Here is a 16,066-nt window from a genome sequence, read left to right as displayed (position 1 = left end):
GAGGAGGTTACCTCTCCGGGATACGGCTGTTCGTTACAACCGTCAATTCAGATTGCGGAGAGCTTCGGCCTTCGCCTTGGCGATTTCGCGCAAGGCATTGGCGAGTTCCGCCGGCGGCTGGGCGCCGCTGACCGCGTATTGCTGGTCGAAGATGAAGAAGGGAACGCCGTTCACGCCCATTTGCTTGGCGGCTTCCACCTCGGACAGCACGTGGTTGACGTCAGCATCGCCTGACAGCAGCGATTCGATCACCGGACGCGACAGCCCGGCCTCGGTCGCGATGTCGAGCAGTACGGCGGTGTCGCCGATATTACGGCCCTGCTCGAAATTTGCCTTGAACAGGAGATCGACCACGCGGGTCTGCGTCTCCCGGCTTTCCTGGCCGGCCCAATGGATCAACCGGTGCGCATCCAGCGTGTTCGGGCCGACTTTGATGGCTTCGAAATCAAAGGCAATGCCGACCTCGGCGCCGAGCGACTTCAGATGCGCATGCGCCTGGTCCATCTTGTCCTTGCCGCCCAGCTTCTTCGCCAGTTCCACCTGCTGGTCGACACCTTCAGGCGGATAGTCGGGATTGAGCTGATAGGGGCGCCAGTTGATGTCGACGCTGACTTCGTCTTGCACTTCGGCGATCGCGAGTTCGAGCCGCGCCTTGCCGAGATAACACCAGGGGCAGACCACGTCGGATACGAGGTCGATGGTGATGCGGTCCATGAGGGTGTCCTTTCCTGGCAGAGGTATGCCTGTCACTTAAAGCAAAGCGGGCCGGAGACAAGCTCCGGCCCTGAAACACAGCGTCAATCGCTTGGGGTTACTGGACGCGTGCGTCGAACCAGGTCGAGCGCTGGTAGCCATAGAGCGGGGCTGCGTCCGGCCGTCCGATGTGCTTCCAGCGGGCGACCCATTGCTCGCCGATGTGATAAAGCGGCACGAGATAGTTTCCTGCAACCAGGAGTCGGTCATAGGCGCGTACGGCCGCCTGGAAATCGGCTGGATCGCGAGCCTGCAGGAGCGCCTCGATCATGCGGTCGATGTCGGGATCGGCAACGCCAGCGTAATTGAAGCTACCCTGGGCGTCCTTCGCTTCGGATGCCCAGCGATTGACCTGCTCGGCGCCGGGCGAGAGCGACGACGTGTAGGCCTTGATGATCATGTCGTAGTCGAAGCTGTTGGAGCGCGCCTGATACTGCGCGTCGTCAACGGTGCGGATGGCCATGTCGATGCCGATCAGCTTCAGCGTCCGTTGAAACGCGATGGCCATCTTCTCCTGGCCTTCGTTCTGGGTCATCACCTCAAAGGCGAGCGGCTTGCCGGCGGCATCGATCATCTTGCCGCCCTGGATCTTGTAACCCGCCTCCTGGAAGAGCTTCACCGCCTTGCCGAGCGCCTTGCGATCGCCTCCGGACCCGTCTGTGGCCGACTGCGTAAAGGTGCCGGCGAGAATTTCCGGCGACAGCTTCTCCCTGGCCGGCCCGAGCAGTGCCAGCTCTCTCTCGTCGGCGGCATTGCCATAGGCGCCGAGCGCTGAATTCTGCCAGTAGCTCTGGGTGCGGGTGAAGGCGTTGCCGAACAGGGTCTTGTTCATCGCTTCGAAGTCGAAGGCGGTGCTGATGGCCTCGCGTACCTTGACGTCCGAAAAGATCGGGCGGCGGGTGTTGAAGACAAAGCCGAGCATGCCGGAGGGAAGGCCAGGCTTGAAGGCTTCCTTCACGACATCGCCATTCTCTGCGGCCGGGAAATTGTAGGCCCGCTGCCAATGGTTGGAATCGCCATCCGGATAGATGTCGATCTCACCCTTCTTGAAGGCCTCGAACAGCGTTGCCTCCTGGAGGAAATAGGTGACGCTGATCTCGTCGTAATTGTCGAAGCCGACCTTCGAAGGAAGGTCCTTGCCCCAATAGTCGGGATCACGCGCCCAGGTGACCTTCTCGCCGGGTTTCAGCTCCTTGATCCTGTAGGGACCCGAACCGACGGGGATGGCAAGTCCGCCCTGATCGAAGGTCTGAGGATCGATCGCGTGTTTCGGCAGGATCGGGGTTGAATTGGCGAAGATCAGCGGTGTCTCGCGATTGGCCTTTTCGTTGAAGGTGAACTTGATGCCGTGGTCGCCGACCTTCTCCATGCTGGCGACGGCATTGAGCCGGCCGTTGAAGGGCGGTCGTCCCTTGTCGCGCAACAGTTCGAAGGTGAAGATCACATCTTCGGGAGTGACCGGCTTGCCGTCATGCCAGCGCGCTTTGGGGTTGAGATTGAACTGCACATAGGTGCGGTCGGCATCCCATTCGACGGTTTCTGCAAGCAGGCCGTAGAGCGTGAAGGGTTCATCGGCAGACCGGGACATCAGCGGCTCGTAGAGCAGATTGCCGAATTCCGGATCCCAGACGCCGCGCGCCGTCGTGCGCATGCCCTTGAGGACAAAGGGGTTCAGCGCATCGTAGGTGCCGACCACGCCGTAATTGACCTTGCCACCCTTCTTCACATCAGGATTTACATAAGGAAAATGCATGTAGTCGGCGGCAAGCGCAGGCTCGCCATGCATGGCGATCCCGTGCATGGGTTGTGCCTGAGCGGCAGCGGCAAAGGGTAGAATAAGCAGAGTGAACAAGAGACGGCGCAAGGCGGCGATCCTCCCCGAATTAGAATCTCGAATGTGCTGGGACGCTAGCACACTCACCATAAAACCAACACAAGCGGGTGAGAATGAGGAGATGTGAGTCGATCCGGCGTCAAAGAAACGCTGGATATTGTGGCCGTCGCGATGTAACAGGTGAGCCAGATCGCAGGGTCATGTATTTGCCTCATTTGAACCACAGGTGAGGGCAGACAAGACCGGTGAATGACGCGGCACACAAGTCCGCGCGACAGGGGTTTTCAGGAGACGGAATACGTATGATGTTCAAACTTAGCAACGCAACGCGGACGGCTGTGTCTGCAATCGCTCTGTCCTTCGCGGCAAGCGCCATGCCGGTCGTCGCACAGGCACAGGAAGCCGCCGCTCCCTCCGAGCCGCGGTGGTTCAAAACCTGCGCCAAGCAGGAAGAATCCGACGTCTGCGTGGTCCAGAACCAGCTCGTCGCCGCAAATGGCCAGCTGATCACCGCCGTCGGCCTGATCACGGTCGAAGGCAAGGTCAACCGCAAGCTGCTGCAGGTCACGGTTCCCTCCGCCCGTCTCATCCCGCCGGGCGTGATGATGCAGATCGATGGCGCCAAGGGCACCAAGCTCGACTATGCCGTCTGCCTGCCCGACCGCTGCACCGCCGAAATCCCGCTGACCGACGCGATCATCGACAGCCTGAAGAAGGGTGGCGAGGTCGTGTTCACCTCGATCAACTTCCGTCGCGCGCCGAACCCGATCAAGATCCCGCTGAGCGGCTTCACCGGCGCGTTTGACGGCGAAGCGATGTCGCAGTCGCAGGCCGAAGAGCGCCAGCGTCTGCTGCAGGAAGCGATGCAGAAGAAGCAGGAAGAGCGCAACAAGGCGATCACCGACGCCCAGAACGCTGCCAAGCAGGGCAACTGATCCGCTTCACGGCACTGAAATGAAAAAAGCCCGCGTCATCAGACGCGGGCTTTTTCGTATCAGGCATAGGGCTTGCGTTTAGTGCGCAAAGTTCATCTTCGGCTTGTAGCGACCCGTCTGCTGGGGTTCGAAGATCTGCTGGATCTGCGGATTGCGCAGAGGCTCCGGGCTCTGGTCGCGCTCAAGATTCTGCTCGGACACGTAAGCCACATATTCCGTCTCGGAGTTCTCCGCGAGCAGATGATAGAAGGGCTGGTCCTTGTGCGGCCTGACTTCGGCCGGGATGGCGTTCCACCATTCCTCGGAATTGGCAAACTCCGGATCAACATCGAAGATCACGCCGCGGAACGGAAAGAACTTGTGCCGTACGACGTCCCCGATACCAAATTTAGCGCTTCGTTGTTTCATGGTTTGACTTCCTTTCCCTGTTATATCTGGGAAGAAAGCCCGGCAAAATCAAGGGATGGTGTGTGACAGCGTGGCCGGATGCCACAGCTAGGCCGTTTTTCGCCCAGGTGCGGTTGCAAGGATAAGTCCGCCGGTCACCAGGACGATGCCTATCGCGTGATAGTGTTCGAAGCGTTCGCCGAGGAAGACGACGGCCATCAGGATGGACATCGGCGGCATGAGGTAAAGGGTCATTCCGGCGATCCCCGGTCCGAAGACCTGCACGGCATGCTGGAAGCAGTAAAAGGCCGCCAGCGAGGCAAAGAGTATGATCCCGGCGAGCTTGGCGAACTCCATCCAGGTGTCGGGCAGGGGGCCGCCCGAGGCCATTTCGATCAGTCCCGGCGGGATCAGGACAATCGCGCCGGACAAAGCCAAAAGAGCGAACAGAGGCAGCGGTGGCATTGCGCGGACGGAGGGGCGCCGCAGCAAGAGGGAATAGGCGGCAAAGGCGACTGCAGCTACAAGGATGGCGAGATCACCGATGTTGAAGGTGAGTTCTAGAAGCGCTTCGGGGTGGCCCTTCAGCACGATCGCAACGACCCCGCCGAAGGCGATGATCATGCCGAGAAGCTCACGACCGGTGATCGCGCGCTTCTGAAACAGCCATTGGAACAGGATGATGAAGAGGGACGAGGTCGTATAGATCAGCGTCGCGTTCGAGGCGGTGGTGAGGGTCAGCGCCCAGTAGACCACGCCGCCGCAAATACCCATGCCGAGAATGCCAAGCGTCAGCCAGAGCGCGGTGTGTTGCCGGACAAAGGCCATGCAGGCCTGCCGCTGCTGCCAGATGAAGGGCGACATCAGGATCGCGGCTCCGACCCATCGCAACAGCGCCGTGGTGAAAGGCCCGACCTCACCGGTGATCCCGCGACCGAAGATCAGGTTCGACGAGAAGAACAAGGGCGCCAGGAAGAACAGCAGCCAGTCGTAAAGGCGCGGATCGGTGGTCTGGTGGGGAGCGGGCATGGAGGATCGCTGTCGCGGAGGGAAGGGCTATCCAAGTGCTAGCGCGTCACTGTCCTTCGTGAAAGCGGCATTTCCTCGAAACCGTACCCATGTGAACGAAAAACGCCGGCGGATCTCTCCGCCGGCGCCTCGTCATTGTCATTCTCGGACAATCAAGCCGAGTAGTACATGTCGAATTCGACCGGATGCGGGGTCATTTCGAAGCGCATGACTTCCTGCATCTTCAGTTCGATGAACGAATCGATCTGGTCGTCGTCGAAGACGCCGCCGGCGGTCAGGTACTTGCGATCCTTGTCCAGGCTTTCGAGCGCTTCGCGCAGCGAACCGCAGACCGTCGGGATCTTCTTCAGTTCCTTCGGCGGCAGGTCGTACAGATCCTTGTCCATGGCCTTGCCCGGATGGATCTTGTTCTTGATGCCGTCGAGACCGGCCATCAGCATGGCAGCGAAAGCGAGGTAAGGGTTCGCGGTCGGATCCGGGAAGCGGACTTCGACGCGCTTTGCCTTCGGGTTGGAGCCGAACGGAATGCGGCACGAGGCCGAACGGTTGCGGGCCGAATAGGCGAGCAGAACCGGTGCTTCGTAGCCCGGGACCAGACGCTTGTAGGAGTTGGTCGACGGGTTGGAGAAGGCGTTGATCGACTTGGCGTGCTTGATGATGCCGCCGATGAAGAATAGGCAGCTTTCCGAAAGACCGGCATATTCGTCGCCGGCGAAGGTCGGCTTGCCGTCCTTCCAGATCGACATGTGCACGTGCATGCCAGAGCCGTTGTCACCGAAGATCGGCTTCGGCATGAAAGTCGCGGTCTTGCCATAGGCATTGGCGACCTGGTGGACGACGTACTTGTAGATCTGCATCTTGTCGGCGTTGCGCACCAGCGCGTCGAACTTGATGCCGAGCTCGTGCTGAGCCGCTGCCACTTCGTGGTGGTGCTTTTCGACGACGACGCCCATCTCGCCGAGAACCGTCAGCATTTCGGAACGCATGTCCTGCAGGCTGTCGATCGGCGGAACCGGGAAGTAGCCGCCCTTGACGCGCGGACGGTGACCGAGGTTGCCGGTTTCGTAGTCGGTGTCGTCGTTCGACGGCAGTTCCGTCGAATCGAGCTTGAAGCCGGTGTTGTAGGGGTCGGCCTTGTACTTCACGTCGTCGAAGACGAAGAATTCGGCTTCCGGACCAACGAAAATGGTGTCACCGATGCCCGATGCCTTGAGATAGGCTTCGGCCTTCTTGGCGGTGCCGCGCGGGTCGCGGTTATAGGCTTCGCCCGAGACAGGATCGAGGATGTCGCAAAGAATGACCATCGTCGACTGGGCGAAGAAGGGGTCCATGTGGACGGTGGCCGGATCCGGCATCAGCACCATGTCGGACTCGTTGATGGCCTTCCAGCCGGCAATCGAGGAACCGTCGAACATGACGCCATCGGCGAACATGTCTTCGTCGACGCAGGCGATGTCCATCGTCACGTGCTGCAGCTTGCCCTTCGGATCGGTGAAGCGCAGGTCGACGAACTTGATGTCGTTGTCCTTGATCTGTTTCAGAATATCGTTTGCGGTCGTCATATTCTTATATTCCTCGCGTGAGCTGACGATTGAAACCCGACCTCCCTTGGTGTCGGGTCCGATTATATGGCGTCGATACCGGTTTCGCCGGTTCGAATGCGGACGACTTCTTCGACGTTCGAAACGAAGATTTTGCCGTCGCCGATGCGGCCCGTCTGAGCTGCATTGCGGATGGCGTCGATGACGGCCTCCACGTTTTCGTCGGCCAGTACAACTTCGACCTTCACCTTGGGCAGGAAGTCCACGACATATTCGGCGCCGCGATAGAGCTCGGTATGGCCCTTCTGGCGACCGAAGCCCTTGGCTTCCGTCACGGTGATACCCTGCAAGCCGACTTCCTGAAGGGCTTCCTTCACTTCGTCGAGCTTGAAAGGCTTGATGATCGCTTCGATCTTTTTCATGAGAAAATTTCTCTCCGCTTCCTCAGTAAAGCAGGATGAGCCCCGCCCGCCGGGCTGGATGCAGGGAATGTGCCAGTTTTTCGCGAAAATCGCGCGAAAACCGTCGCCTCCTCCGTCCGACAGGGCAAATCTCCAGCAAAATGACCGGAAAAGCCAGCCCGTTTCCTGCAAAATATCGATTTTAGCCAATCTTTTTTCCAGGGCTGCTATACCACTAACATGCTGGCCTCCTTGCGCATTTTCTGATCTTAAAGCCTGCAAACTAGGCATTTGCACAGAAAGACATCAATTGTCTTTGCCTAAAATCGTGCAGCGTTGCGCAAGGCGTGGATTCTGCTCTAACCTTGATCCATGACCCGCCCAAGCAAGCACGCCCGCCCCGAGATCCTTCTGACACCGGATGCCATGGCCCGTGTGGATGCGGCCGCTGCTTCGTCTGGGATCGACAGCTTTGGGTTGATGCTGCGTGCGGGGGAGGCGGTCGCGGCGGCAGCCCTTCGTCACTTTCCCGGAGCCTTGAGGTTCGTGATCTTCTGCGGGCCGGGAAACAATGGCGGAGACGGATATGTCGCGGCTTCTGCCCTGGCGCGCTCGGGCGCCGATGTCCACGTCTACAGTCTGGTGGAGACGGCGGCGCTCAAGGGAGATGCCGCTCGCGCGCATGCCGCCTGCCCAATTCCGGTGATGGCCATCGAGCGGTTCCACCCTGATGCAGGCGAGGTGATCATCGATGCACTGTTCGGCGCGGGCCTGACGCGGGATCTTCCGGCCGCCGTGCAGGCGCTGATCCGTGCGGTCCGCGAGGCGAGACTGCCGGTGCTTGCCGTTGATCTTCCGTCCGGCATCGACGGTGCAACGGGGGAAATCAGGGGAGAATCCTTCGAAGCTAGCCACACTGTGACCTTCATGACGAGGAAGCCTGGGCATGTGCTCCTGCCAGGGCGTCTCCAATGCGGGACCCTTGAAGTTTTCGACATCGGCATTCCCCGGCGGATCGTCGATGCGGACGCCCGACCGCTCTGGATCAACGGCCCTGCGATCTGGGCCGGGCATGCCCGACACAGTTCGGCGCACGACCACAAGTACCGCCGTGGCCATGTGACTGTGTTTTCCGGTCCGCAGACGGCGACCGGGGCAGGGCGCCTTTCCGCGGAGGCTGCGTTGCGGGCTGGTGCCGGACTGGTGACGCTTGCGTCGCCATCGGAGGCGCTTGCGACCAATGCCGCCCACCTGACGGCCGTGATGCTGAGTTCGGTCGACGGTGTCGATGACTTGTCCGAATGGCTGTCCGACACGCGCCGCACCACATTCGTGCTTGGCCCGGGTTTCGGTGATCGGCAGCGCGCCTGCGCCTTTGCGGAGATGATCGGCCGGGCCGGACGCAGGCTCGTTCTGGATGCCGACGGTATCACTGCCTTTGCGGGTGCCGCTGAGCGATTGGACGCGATTTTCAGTACCAATGAGCCGAGACTGGTCGTCACGCCGCATGAGGGCGAGTTTTCACGCCTCTTTCCGGAGATTGCGGCGGACCGCAGCTTGGGCAAGTTGGAAAAGGCGCTGGCCGCTGCCAAGTGCCTGGGTGGCATCGTCGTCTACAAGGGAGCGGATACCGTGATTGCGGCGCCGGACGGGCGCGCAGCCATTGAGGAAAAGGCGCCTGCGACCCTCGCTACTGCCGGATCGGGTGATGTCCTTGCCGGCATCATTGGCGCAAGGCTAGCCAATGGGATGCCGGCGTTCGAGGCGGCCTGTGCGGCTGTCTACCAGCACGGCCAGGCGGCGCTCCGTGCCGGTCGCACGCTGACGGCCGAAGACCTGATCACCCAGATCCAGGCGAACTAGGGTCGCTTTAACCCTGCTTGGGCGCTCACAGCTCCGCCGGTTGCATGAGGCGGCTGCGCCGCAACATGCCTTCGCCCTCGAGCAAGGGGTAGGCGATCGAGACGAAGAGAGAATTGATCTCCTTCAGATCGCGCATGGTGTCGATATGCAGCGAGCTCGATTCGAAACTTGCGGCATTGCCCTGGCGCAGGCGCTGAAGATGGCTCTCCTCACTGGTCTTCACCAGGTTACGGATCGCTTCCTTGCGGGCGACGAGCTGGCGGGCATGCTCGAGATCGCGGGTCACGAGCAGGTTGAAGGCGAGATGGGCATTCTTCACCACCTCGTTGTGCATGGCGCAGAGCTCCGCCCAGCCCTCGGCCGAGAAGGCGACGTTGCGCTCCTTCTTCTTGCGGGCGCGTGTCAGCATGTTCTGCGAGATGATGTCTGCCGCCTGCTCGATCTTGATCGTCGCGCCCAGGAGGTTCTGGCATTGCGCTGCCGACGTCTGGTCGAGTGCGGTTGCGGAAATGCGGGCGAGGTAGAACTTGATGTCGCGATGGATCGTGTCGATCTGGTCGTCGAGCGTTTCAATCCGCTCCATCTTCTTTGGATCCCAGTGCTCGAAGAGATCGAAGATGCCGTCCAGCATCACCTCTGTCTTGTCGCAGACAGCCAGAACCTCGCGGGTAGCATTGGAGATCGCCTGCTGCGGATTGCCGAGATCCATCACGTTCAGGGCAGAAAGGCGATCGTCATTGGCCGGCCGCTCCTCGCTGCGGGCGAGCATGCGCTCCAGAAGGCCTGCAACGAGCCCGGCAAAGGGCAGACCGAGCACGAGCACGGCGCCGTTCATCGCCAGATGCACCATGACGACGGCATCTCCGGGAAGGGCGGCAAAGACCGTCGGGCTGATCGCAAACACAAACTGGGCCGCGAGCGCGATCAAAGTCATCATCCCGCGGATCACAACATTGCCGAGCGGCACGATCCTGGCGTTCGGCGCGGCATTCTTGGTGAGCAGTGCAGCGATAATGGCGGCGCCGAAATTGATGCCGAGCACCAACGGAATGATCAGCGCATCCGGCAAGAGATGCTGGTCGGCGAGCGAAGCGACCAGGAGGACGGCGGCGACACTGGAATGGAAGGCCCAGGCGAGCAGGGCTGCGAGCGCAAAGGCGCTGATCCAGTCGCTGGCGAGATAGTTGAAGAGCACGGGCAGGATCCGGCTCTCGCGCAGCGGTTCCGACGCCTCGCCAATCAGTCTGAGCGACAGGAGCAGCAGGCCGAGACCGAACAGGATGCGGCCAATCTGCCGCCAGCCGCGCGCCTCGGATGTCCGGAAGGCGACGGTGCCCGCGAGAAGCAGAACGGGAACAAGCAGCGAGAGATCGTAGCGCAGAATGCGCACGACAAAGGCAGAGCCGAAGTCGGCACCAAGCAGGGTCGCTACACCGATGGCCGGCAGCACATAACCGGCTGCGGAAAAGGACGAAACGATCAATGCGACGGCAGTTGCACTTTGCAGCGCTACCGCGAACAGAAAGCCTGCGAAGGCAGCCGAAAAGCGGTTGCCGACGGCATGCCGGAGCTTGTCCTTCAAAACGCCGCCATAGGCGCGCTCGATCCCGGTGCGTACCATGCGGGTCGCCCAGAGAAGCAGCGCAACGGCGCCGGCGAGATGAATGAAGACGGCAATGCCCGACATGAAAGTGCCCCGAAAATTCGCAATGGTGGACGCGCACGTCCAAAACGGAAACCATGCCGGCCGAGGCCGCGGTCTTGTCCGCGACTCTGCGACCGAGCCTAGTCCAAATTCGCCATTGTCACAAATTGATGACTGTCAGTCGGCTGGAGCGCTCAACCAACCTTCTTTTGCAGATCCATCGCGCCGCGCGGCGCATTCACCTTGCCGCCGGAGATGAAGAAGGCAAAAACGTCGCGAGGTTTTTTGGCCGCCGCACTGTCTTTGGCAATCAGCGGGAGATCGTCGGGCACACCGCCGCCAGCGTAGGTTTTCAGCCGTTCTGACCAGGCATCGAGTTCCGCCGTCGGGTAGCAGGTCGGCGTATCGTCCGTGCCCTTTTGCAGCCGTGCATAGACGAAATCGGCCGTCGGATCGGCGAACATCGGGTAGTCGTGATGATCGGCGCAGACAGCGGCCACGCCATGGCGCCTCAGCATCTCGATGAATTCTGGCACCTGGAAGGAAGCATGACGCGGCTCGACGACATGGGTGAGGGGACGACCTTCCAGGGTCTTCGGCAGAAGCGCCAGAAAGGCTTCGAAATCCTCGGGCTCAAACTTCTTCGTCGCCATGAACTGCCAGAGAATCGGTCCGAGATGATCCCCGAGTTCGGCAATTCCCTGGTTGACGAATTTTTCGATCGATGGACCGGCCTCGGCCAGCACCTTGCGGTTGGTGCAATAGCGGCTTGCTTTCAGCGAAAAGACAAACCCCTCCGGCACCTCCGATGCCCATTTGGCGAAGGTCGCCGGCTTCTGGCTGGAATAGTATGTGCCGTTGACCTCGATCGCGGTCAGCTGCCGGCTGGCATAGTCGAGCTGCCGCTTCTTGGGCAGATCGGACGGATAGAAACTGTCGTCCCAGGGATCGAAGGTCCAACCACCGATGCCGGTGCGGATCGTGCCGGATTTGGTCATGAAACCTCTCTTGCGAAATAAATTTAGGCAACTGGCTAAACAAAGAAATACCAGCTTAGTAGCCGAGACGCCCCAGCGTTCGAAAGCGCGGGCGGATCACTCCGCCGCCTGCACCTTCTTCACCGGCCGCCGCTGCAAAAGCTCCTTCAGAAACTGCCCGGTATAGGAGGCCTCGACCTTCACCACCTCTTCCGGTGTGCCCTGGGCGACGATCTGGCCGCCGCCATCGCCACCTTCCGGACCGAAATCGAGAATATAATCGGCGGTCTTGATGACCTCGAGATTGTGCTCGATCACGACGACGGAATTGCCCTGGTTCACCAGTTCCTGCAGCATTTCCAGAAGCTTGGCGACATCGTGGAAATGAAGGCCAGTCGTCGGCTCGTCCAGGATATAGAGCGTGCGGCCCGTCGAGCGCTTCGACAGTTCCTTGGCGAGCTTGACGCGCTGCGCCTCGCCACCCGACAGCGTGTTCGCCTGCTGGCCGACCTTGATATAGCCGAGGCCAACATCAAACAGCGCCTGCAGCTTGTCGCGCACCGCCGGCACCGCCTGGAAGAATTCGACACCTTCCTCGACCGTCATGTCGAGAACGTCGGCAATCGACTTGCCCTTGAAGGTGACGTCGAGGGTCTCGCGGTTGTAGCGCTTGCCGTGGCAGACGTCGCAGGTGACATAGACGTCGGGCAGGAAGTGCATCTCGATCTTGATCACGCCGTCGCCCTGGCACGCTTCGCAGCGGCCGCCCTTGACGTTGAACGAGAAGCGGCCGGCCTGGTAGCCGCGCGCCTTGGCTTCCGGCAGACCGGTGAACCAGTCGCGGATTGGCGTAAAGGCACCGGTATAGGTCGCCGGATTGGAGCGTGGGGTGCGCCCGATCGGTGACTGGTCGATGTCGATCACCTTGTCGATGAATTCGAACCCGTCGATCCGCTCGTGCTCTGCAGGATTTTCGCGCGCACCCATGACACGGCGGGCCGCCGCCTTGTAGAGCGTCTCGATCAGGAAGGTCGACTTGCCGCCACCCGAAACGCCGGTGACTGCCGTGAACACGCCGAGCGGGATCGAGGCGGTGACGTTCTTCAGATTGTTGCCTTTGGCGCCGACGACCTTGATCTGCTGGCCCTTTTTCGGCTTGCGCCGTTGGGCTGGGACACTCACACCCATCTCGCCGGTCAGGTACTTGCCCGTCAGTGATTTCGGATTGGCCATCACGTCCTGCGGCGAGCCCTGCGCGATCACCTGGCCGCCATGGATGCCGGCCGCCGGGCCGATATCGACGACGTAATCGGCGGTCAGGATCGCATCCTCGTCATGCTCGACGACGATCACGGTGTTGCCGATGTCGCGCAGGTGTTTCAGCGTGTCGAGGAGCCGCGCGTTGTCGCGCTGGTGCAGGCCGATCGACGGCTCGTCCAGCACATAGAGCACACCCGTCAAGCCGGAGCCGATCTGCGATGCCAGACGAATGCGCTGGCTTTCGCCGCCAGACAGTGTGCCGGAATTTCGCGACATGGAGAGATAGTCGAGGCCGACATCGTTGAGGAAGCGCAGTCGCTCGCGGATTTCCTTGAGCACGCGCACGGCGATCTCGTTCTGCTTATCGGTCAGCTTCGCCGGCAGCTCCTCGAACCAGGAGCCGGCATTGCGGATCGCCATGTTCGTCACCTGGCCGATATGCAAGCCATTGATCTTGACAGCGAGCGCCTCCGGCTTCAGGCGGAAGCCATTGCAGGCTGGGCAGGGGGCGGCCGACATGAAGCGCTCGATTTCCTCGCGGGCCCAGGCACTGTCGGTCTCCTTCCAGCGCCGTTCGAGGTTCGGTACGATGCCCTCGAAGGTCTTGGTGGTGGTGTAGGAACGAGCACCATCGGCATAGTGGAAGTCGATCTTCTCCTCGGTGCCGTGCAGAATGGCCTTCTGCGCCGCCTCCGAGAGGTCTGACCACTTTGATGTCAGCTTGAAGCCGAAGGCCTTGCCCAGCGCTTCCAGCGTCTGGTTGTAATAAGGGGAGCTCGACTTGGCCCAGGGCGCAATCGCCCCGTCATTCAGCTTGCGATGCACTTCAGGCACGATCAGCGCTTCATCGATCTTCTGCTGCGAACCAAGGCCATCGCAGGTCGGGCAGGCGCCGAAGGGATTGTTGAAGGAGAAGAGGCGCGGCTCGATTTCCGGAATGGTGAAGCCGGAGACGGGGCAGGCGAATTTCTCCGAGAACAATACGCGTTCATGCGTTTCGTTCAGCGACTTGTTGGCCGAACCGCCGGCAGATGTTTCCTCTGGCGGCAGCGGCTTGTCAGCAAATTCCGCGACCGCCAGGCCGTCGGCCAGCCGAAGGCAAGTTTCCAGACTGTCAGCCAGGCGGCTCGCGATGTCAGGCCGCACAACCACGCGGTCTACGACCACATCGATATCGTGCTTGTATTTCTTGTCGAGCGTCGGGGCCTCGGCGATTTCGTAGAACTGTCCGTCGATCTTGACGCGCTGGAAGCCCTTCTTCATCAGCTCGGCGAGTTCCTTCTTGTACTCGCCCTTGCGGCCGCGGATCATCGGCGCGAGGATGTAGAGACGGGTGCCTTCCTCGTAAGCGAGTATCCGGTCGACCATCTGGCTGACCGTCTGGCTCTCGATCGGAAGGCCAGTTGCGGGCGAATAAGGCACGCCGACACGCGCAAACAGCAGGCGCATGTAGTCGTAGATCTCGGTGACCGTGCCGACCGTCGAGCGCGGGTTGCGCGAGGTCGTCTTCTGCTCGATCGAGATCGCCGGCGACAGACCCTCGATCTGGTCGACGTCGGGCTTTTGCATCATCTCGAGGAACTGGCGGGCATAGGCCGAGAGGCTCTCGACGTAGCGGCGCTGCCCCTCGGCATAGATCGTGTCGAAGGCGAGCGACGACTTCCCGGAGCCGGACAGCCCGGTCATCACGATCAGGCTGTTGCGCGGCAGATCGAGGTCGATGCCCTTCAGATTGTGCTCGCGCGCACCACGGATGGAAATGGTCTTGAGTTCGCTCATGTCAGGCTCTGATCGGCAAAGGGAAGGGGACGGTCCTTGGGAGAACTGTCCTTATGTAGGCAACGGCGCCGTTGAGTCGAGGCACAAGGCGCAACGGCTGTGGAATTTCGATTCTGTTGACAGGATCATAGAGAAATACTAGAACAAATAAAGAACATTTTCGCTGTGGATTTAGCCGCCTGTTCTCCCACTCGCGGGAACGGATGGGATAAGGTGGCATTTGATTGGATTTTGAACGCCGCGGCGGCGCGGCAGTAAGGTGAGTGTCATGGCTGGTAGCGTCAACAAGGTCATTCTGATCGGCAATCTCGGTGCCGATCCCGAAATTCGCCGGACCCAGGACGGCCGGCCGATCGCCAACCTGCGCATCGCGACCTCGGAAACCTGGCGCGACAAGAACAGCGGCGAACGCAAGGAAAAGACCGAATGGCATTCGGTCGTGATCTTCAATGAAGGCCTCTGCAAGGTTGCCGAACAGTATCTGAAGAAGGGCTCGACCGTTTACATCGAGGGCCAGCTGCAGACCCGCAAGTGGCAGGACCAGAGCGGCGCGGACCGTTACTCGACGGAAGTCGTGCTGCAGGGCTTCAGCGGCAACCTGACCATGCTTGGCGGTCGCGGTGATGGCGGCGGCGCCTCGCGTGGCGGCAATGACTTTGGGGGTGCCGATTACGGCGGCGGCGGCGGTGGCTACGACGGCGGCTACGGTTCGCCTGCACCTTCGCGTGGCGGCGCCTCCGGTGGCGCAAGCCGAGGTGGCAGCGCCCCTTCCGGCGGCTTCTCCCGCGATCTCGACGACGACATCCCGTTCTGAGAACAGGCCGGATCAGATGAAAAATGGGGGCCTCGGCCCCCATAATCATTTGCGGTCAATGCTGGTCTGCAAGTCGCCCGCCCGAAGGGAATTCGGCAATTGGCGAATTGCCTTCCGGGCCTGTCAGCCAGCGAAGGCGGACTTCACGCCATCGACGACAAACTGGACCGAAAGCGCGGCCAGCAGCACGCCCAGCAGACGCGTGAGCAGCGCGCGGCCAGTCACTCCGAGGAACTTGTTCAGCCTTTCTGCGAGGTAGAGCGATACCAAGACGAGGCCGAGGACCACGGCGATGACGGCAATCAGCTGCAGCTTTCCGATCCATCCGTCCATCGTACCCGAGATCAGCACGGTGGCCGATATGGCGCCGGGGCCGGCGATCAGCGGGATGGCGAGCGGGAAGACGGCGAGGTTGTGGATGTGATCCTTGGTGATCGCATCGCCTGTCGTCTTTTCCTTCCGCTCGTTGCGCTTCTCGAAGATCATCTCGAAGGCAATGGCAAACAGCATCAAGCCGCCGGCGATGCGGAAGGCGCCCATGGAAATGCCGAGCGCGCCGAGAATGGTGGCGCCGAACAGCGCAAAGACGGTCAGGATGGCGAAACCCATCACGGAGCCGCGAATGGCAACCTGCTGGCGCTGCTCGCGCGTCATGCCTTGGGTGAGGCCGAGGAAGAGCGGGGCCAGCCCCGGCGGATCGACGGTGACCAGCAGGGTCGTCAGTGCGCTGATCATCGTTTCTGTCATCGCCATGGTGTATCTTTCTCCTGTCCAGGCACGCATAAAGCCGAAGCCTTGGTGGCCTTGCAAGGCTGGCCCCCAAGATATTGACGAAAATGCCTTTCCCA

General features: G+C 61.0%; 13 protein-coding genes. 3 read left to right on the top strand and 10 right to left on the bottom strand.

What is annotated here, in order from left to right:
- Positions 1 to 42: 42 nt before the first annotated feature.
- Both GH983_RS08995 and GH983_RS08990 read right to left on the bottom strand, forming a co-directional pair.
- Positions 43 to 714: a DsbA family oxidoreductase gene (locus GH983_RS08995; protein WP_153762206.1), complete on the bottom strand. Its 672-nt coding sequence runs from the start codon at positions 712 to 714 to the stop codon at positions 43 to 45.
- Positions 715 to 811: 97 nt separating this feature from the next.
- On the bottom strand, positions 812 to 2,617 hold the full coding sequence (locus GH983_RS08990) for an extracellular solute-binding protein (RefSeq protein WP_153762205.1): 1,806 nt from the start codon (positions 2,615 to 2,617) through the stop codon (positions 812 to 814).
- Positions 2,618 to 2,889: 272 nt separating this feature from the next.
- Here GH983_RS08990 and GH983_RS08985 point away from each other — a divergent pair, with 272 nt between their 5' ends.
- A complete protein-coding gene (locus tag GH983_RS08985; protein WP_054149211.1) occupies positions 2,890 to 3,522 on the top strand; it encodes an invasion associated locus B family protein in 633 nt (210 codons plus the stop codon).
- Between the two features lie 78 nt (positions 3,523 to 3,600).
- On the opposite strand, the gene hspQ is transcribed toward GH983_RS08985, so the two are convergent.
- The 4 genes from hspQ to GH983_RS08965 all read right to left on the bottom strand — a co-directional run bounded on the left by hspQ (position 3,601) and on the right by GH983_RS08965 (position 6,901).
- Positions 3,601 to 3,930, bottom strand: a complete 330-nt coding sequence (hspQ, locus tag GH983_RS08980; RefSeq protein WP_054149212.1) for a heat shock protein HspQ — start codon at positions 3,928 to 3,930, stop codon at positions 3,601 to 3,603.
- 87 nt (positions 3,931 to 4,017) lie between these two features.
- Positions 4,018 to 4,938, bottom strand: coding sequence for a DMT family transporter (locus GH983_RS08975; RefSeq protein ID WP_069041354.1), 921 nt, complete (start codon positions 4,936 to 4,938; stop codon positions 4,018 to 4,020).
- 152 nt (positions 4,939 to 5,090) lie between these two features.
- Positions 5,091 to 6,500 (bottom strand): type I glutamate--ammonia ligase, encoded by a 1,410-nt coding sequence (gene glnA / locus GH983_RS08970; RefSeq protein ID WP_069041355.1) that lies wholly within the window; start codon positions 6,498 to 6,500, stop codon positions 5,091 to 5,093.
- Between the two features lie 62 nt (positions 6,501 to 6,562).
- Entirely contained in the window at positions 6,563 to 6,901 is a 339-nt protein-coding gene (locus tag GH983_RS08965) for a P-II family nitrogen regulator (protein WP_006727717.1), read from the bottom strand.
- 351 nt (positions 6,902 to 7,252) lie between these two features.
- On the opposite strand from GH983_RS08965, the gene GH983_RS08960 reads away from it, so the two are divergent.
- Positions 7,253 to 8,743 (top strand): NAD(P)H-hydrate dehydratase, encoded by a 1,491-nt coding sequence (locus tag GH983_RS08960; protein ID WP_153762204.1) that lies wholly within the window; start codon positions 7,253 to 7,255, stop codon positions 8,741 to 8,743.
- A 25-nt stretch (positions 8,744 to 8,768) separates the two neighbouring features.
- Here the strand turns inward: GH983_RS08960 and GH983_RS08955 are convergent, their stop codons facing one another.
- The 3 genes from GH983_RS08955 to uvrA form a co-directional block, all read right to left on the bottom strand.
- Positions 8,769 to 10,430: a Na/Pi cotransporter family protein gene (locus GH983_RS08955; RefSeq protein WP_153762203.1), complete on the bottom strand. Its 1,662-nt coding sequence runs from the start codon at positions 10,428 to 10,430 to the stop codon at positions 8,769 to 8,771.
- 152 nt (positions 10,431 to 10,582) lie between these two features.
- Positions 10,583 to 11,386, bottom strand: a complete 804-nt coding sequence (locus GH983_RS08950) for a DUF72 domain-containing protein (protein ID WP_153762202.1) — start codon at positions 11,384 to 11,386, stop codon at positions 10,583 to 10,585.
- A gap of 96 nt (positions 11,387 to 11,482) precedes the next feature.
- The gene (uvrA, locus tag GH983_RS08945) at positions 11,483 to 14,404 is read right to left on the bottom strand and encodes an excinuclease ABC subunit UvrA (protein WP_153762201.1); all 2,922 of its coding nucleotides are present in this window, start codon (positions 14,402 to 14,404) and stop codon (positions 11,483 to 11,485) included.
- A gap of 268 nt (positions 14,405 to 14,672) precedes the next feature.
- Between uvrA and GH983_RS08940 the strand changes: the two genes are divergently transcribed.
- On the top strand, positions 14,673 to 15,218 hold the full coding sequence (locus tag GH983_RS08940) for a single-stranded DNA-binding protein (protein WP_069041360.1): 546 nt from the start codon (positions 14,673 to 14,675) through the stop codon (positions 15,216 to 15,218).
- A 123-nt stretch (positions 15,219 to 15,341) separates the two neighbouring features.
- Here the strand turns inward: GH983_RS08940 and GH983_RS08935 are convergent, their stop codons facing one another.
- A complete protein-coding gene (locus tag GH983_RS08935; RefSeq protein WP_054148128.1) occupies positions 15,342 to 15,971 on the bottom strand; it encodes a MarC family protein in 630 nt (209 codons plus the stop codon).
- Positions 15,972 to 16,066 lie beyond the last annotated feature (95 nt).

Origin of the sequence: Agrobacterium sp. MA01 (genome assembly GCF_009650195.1) — a bacterium.
Taxonomy (GTDB): Bacteria; Pseudomonadota; Alphaproteobacteria; order Rhizobiales; family Rhizobiaceae; genus Allorhizobium.
The sequence above is the reverse complement of the archived record's forward strand: the minus strand, read 5'-3'. Positions and strand labels throughout refer to the sequence as shown.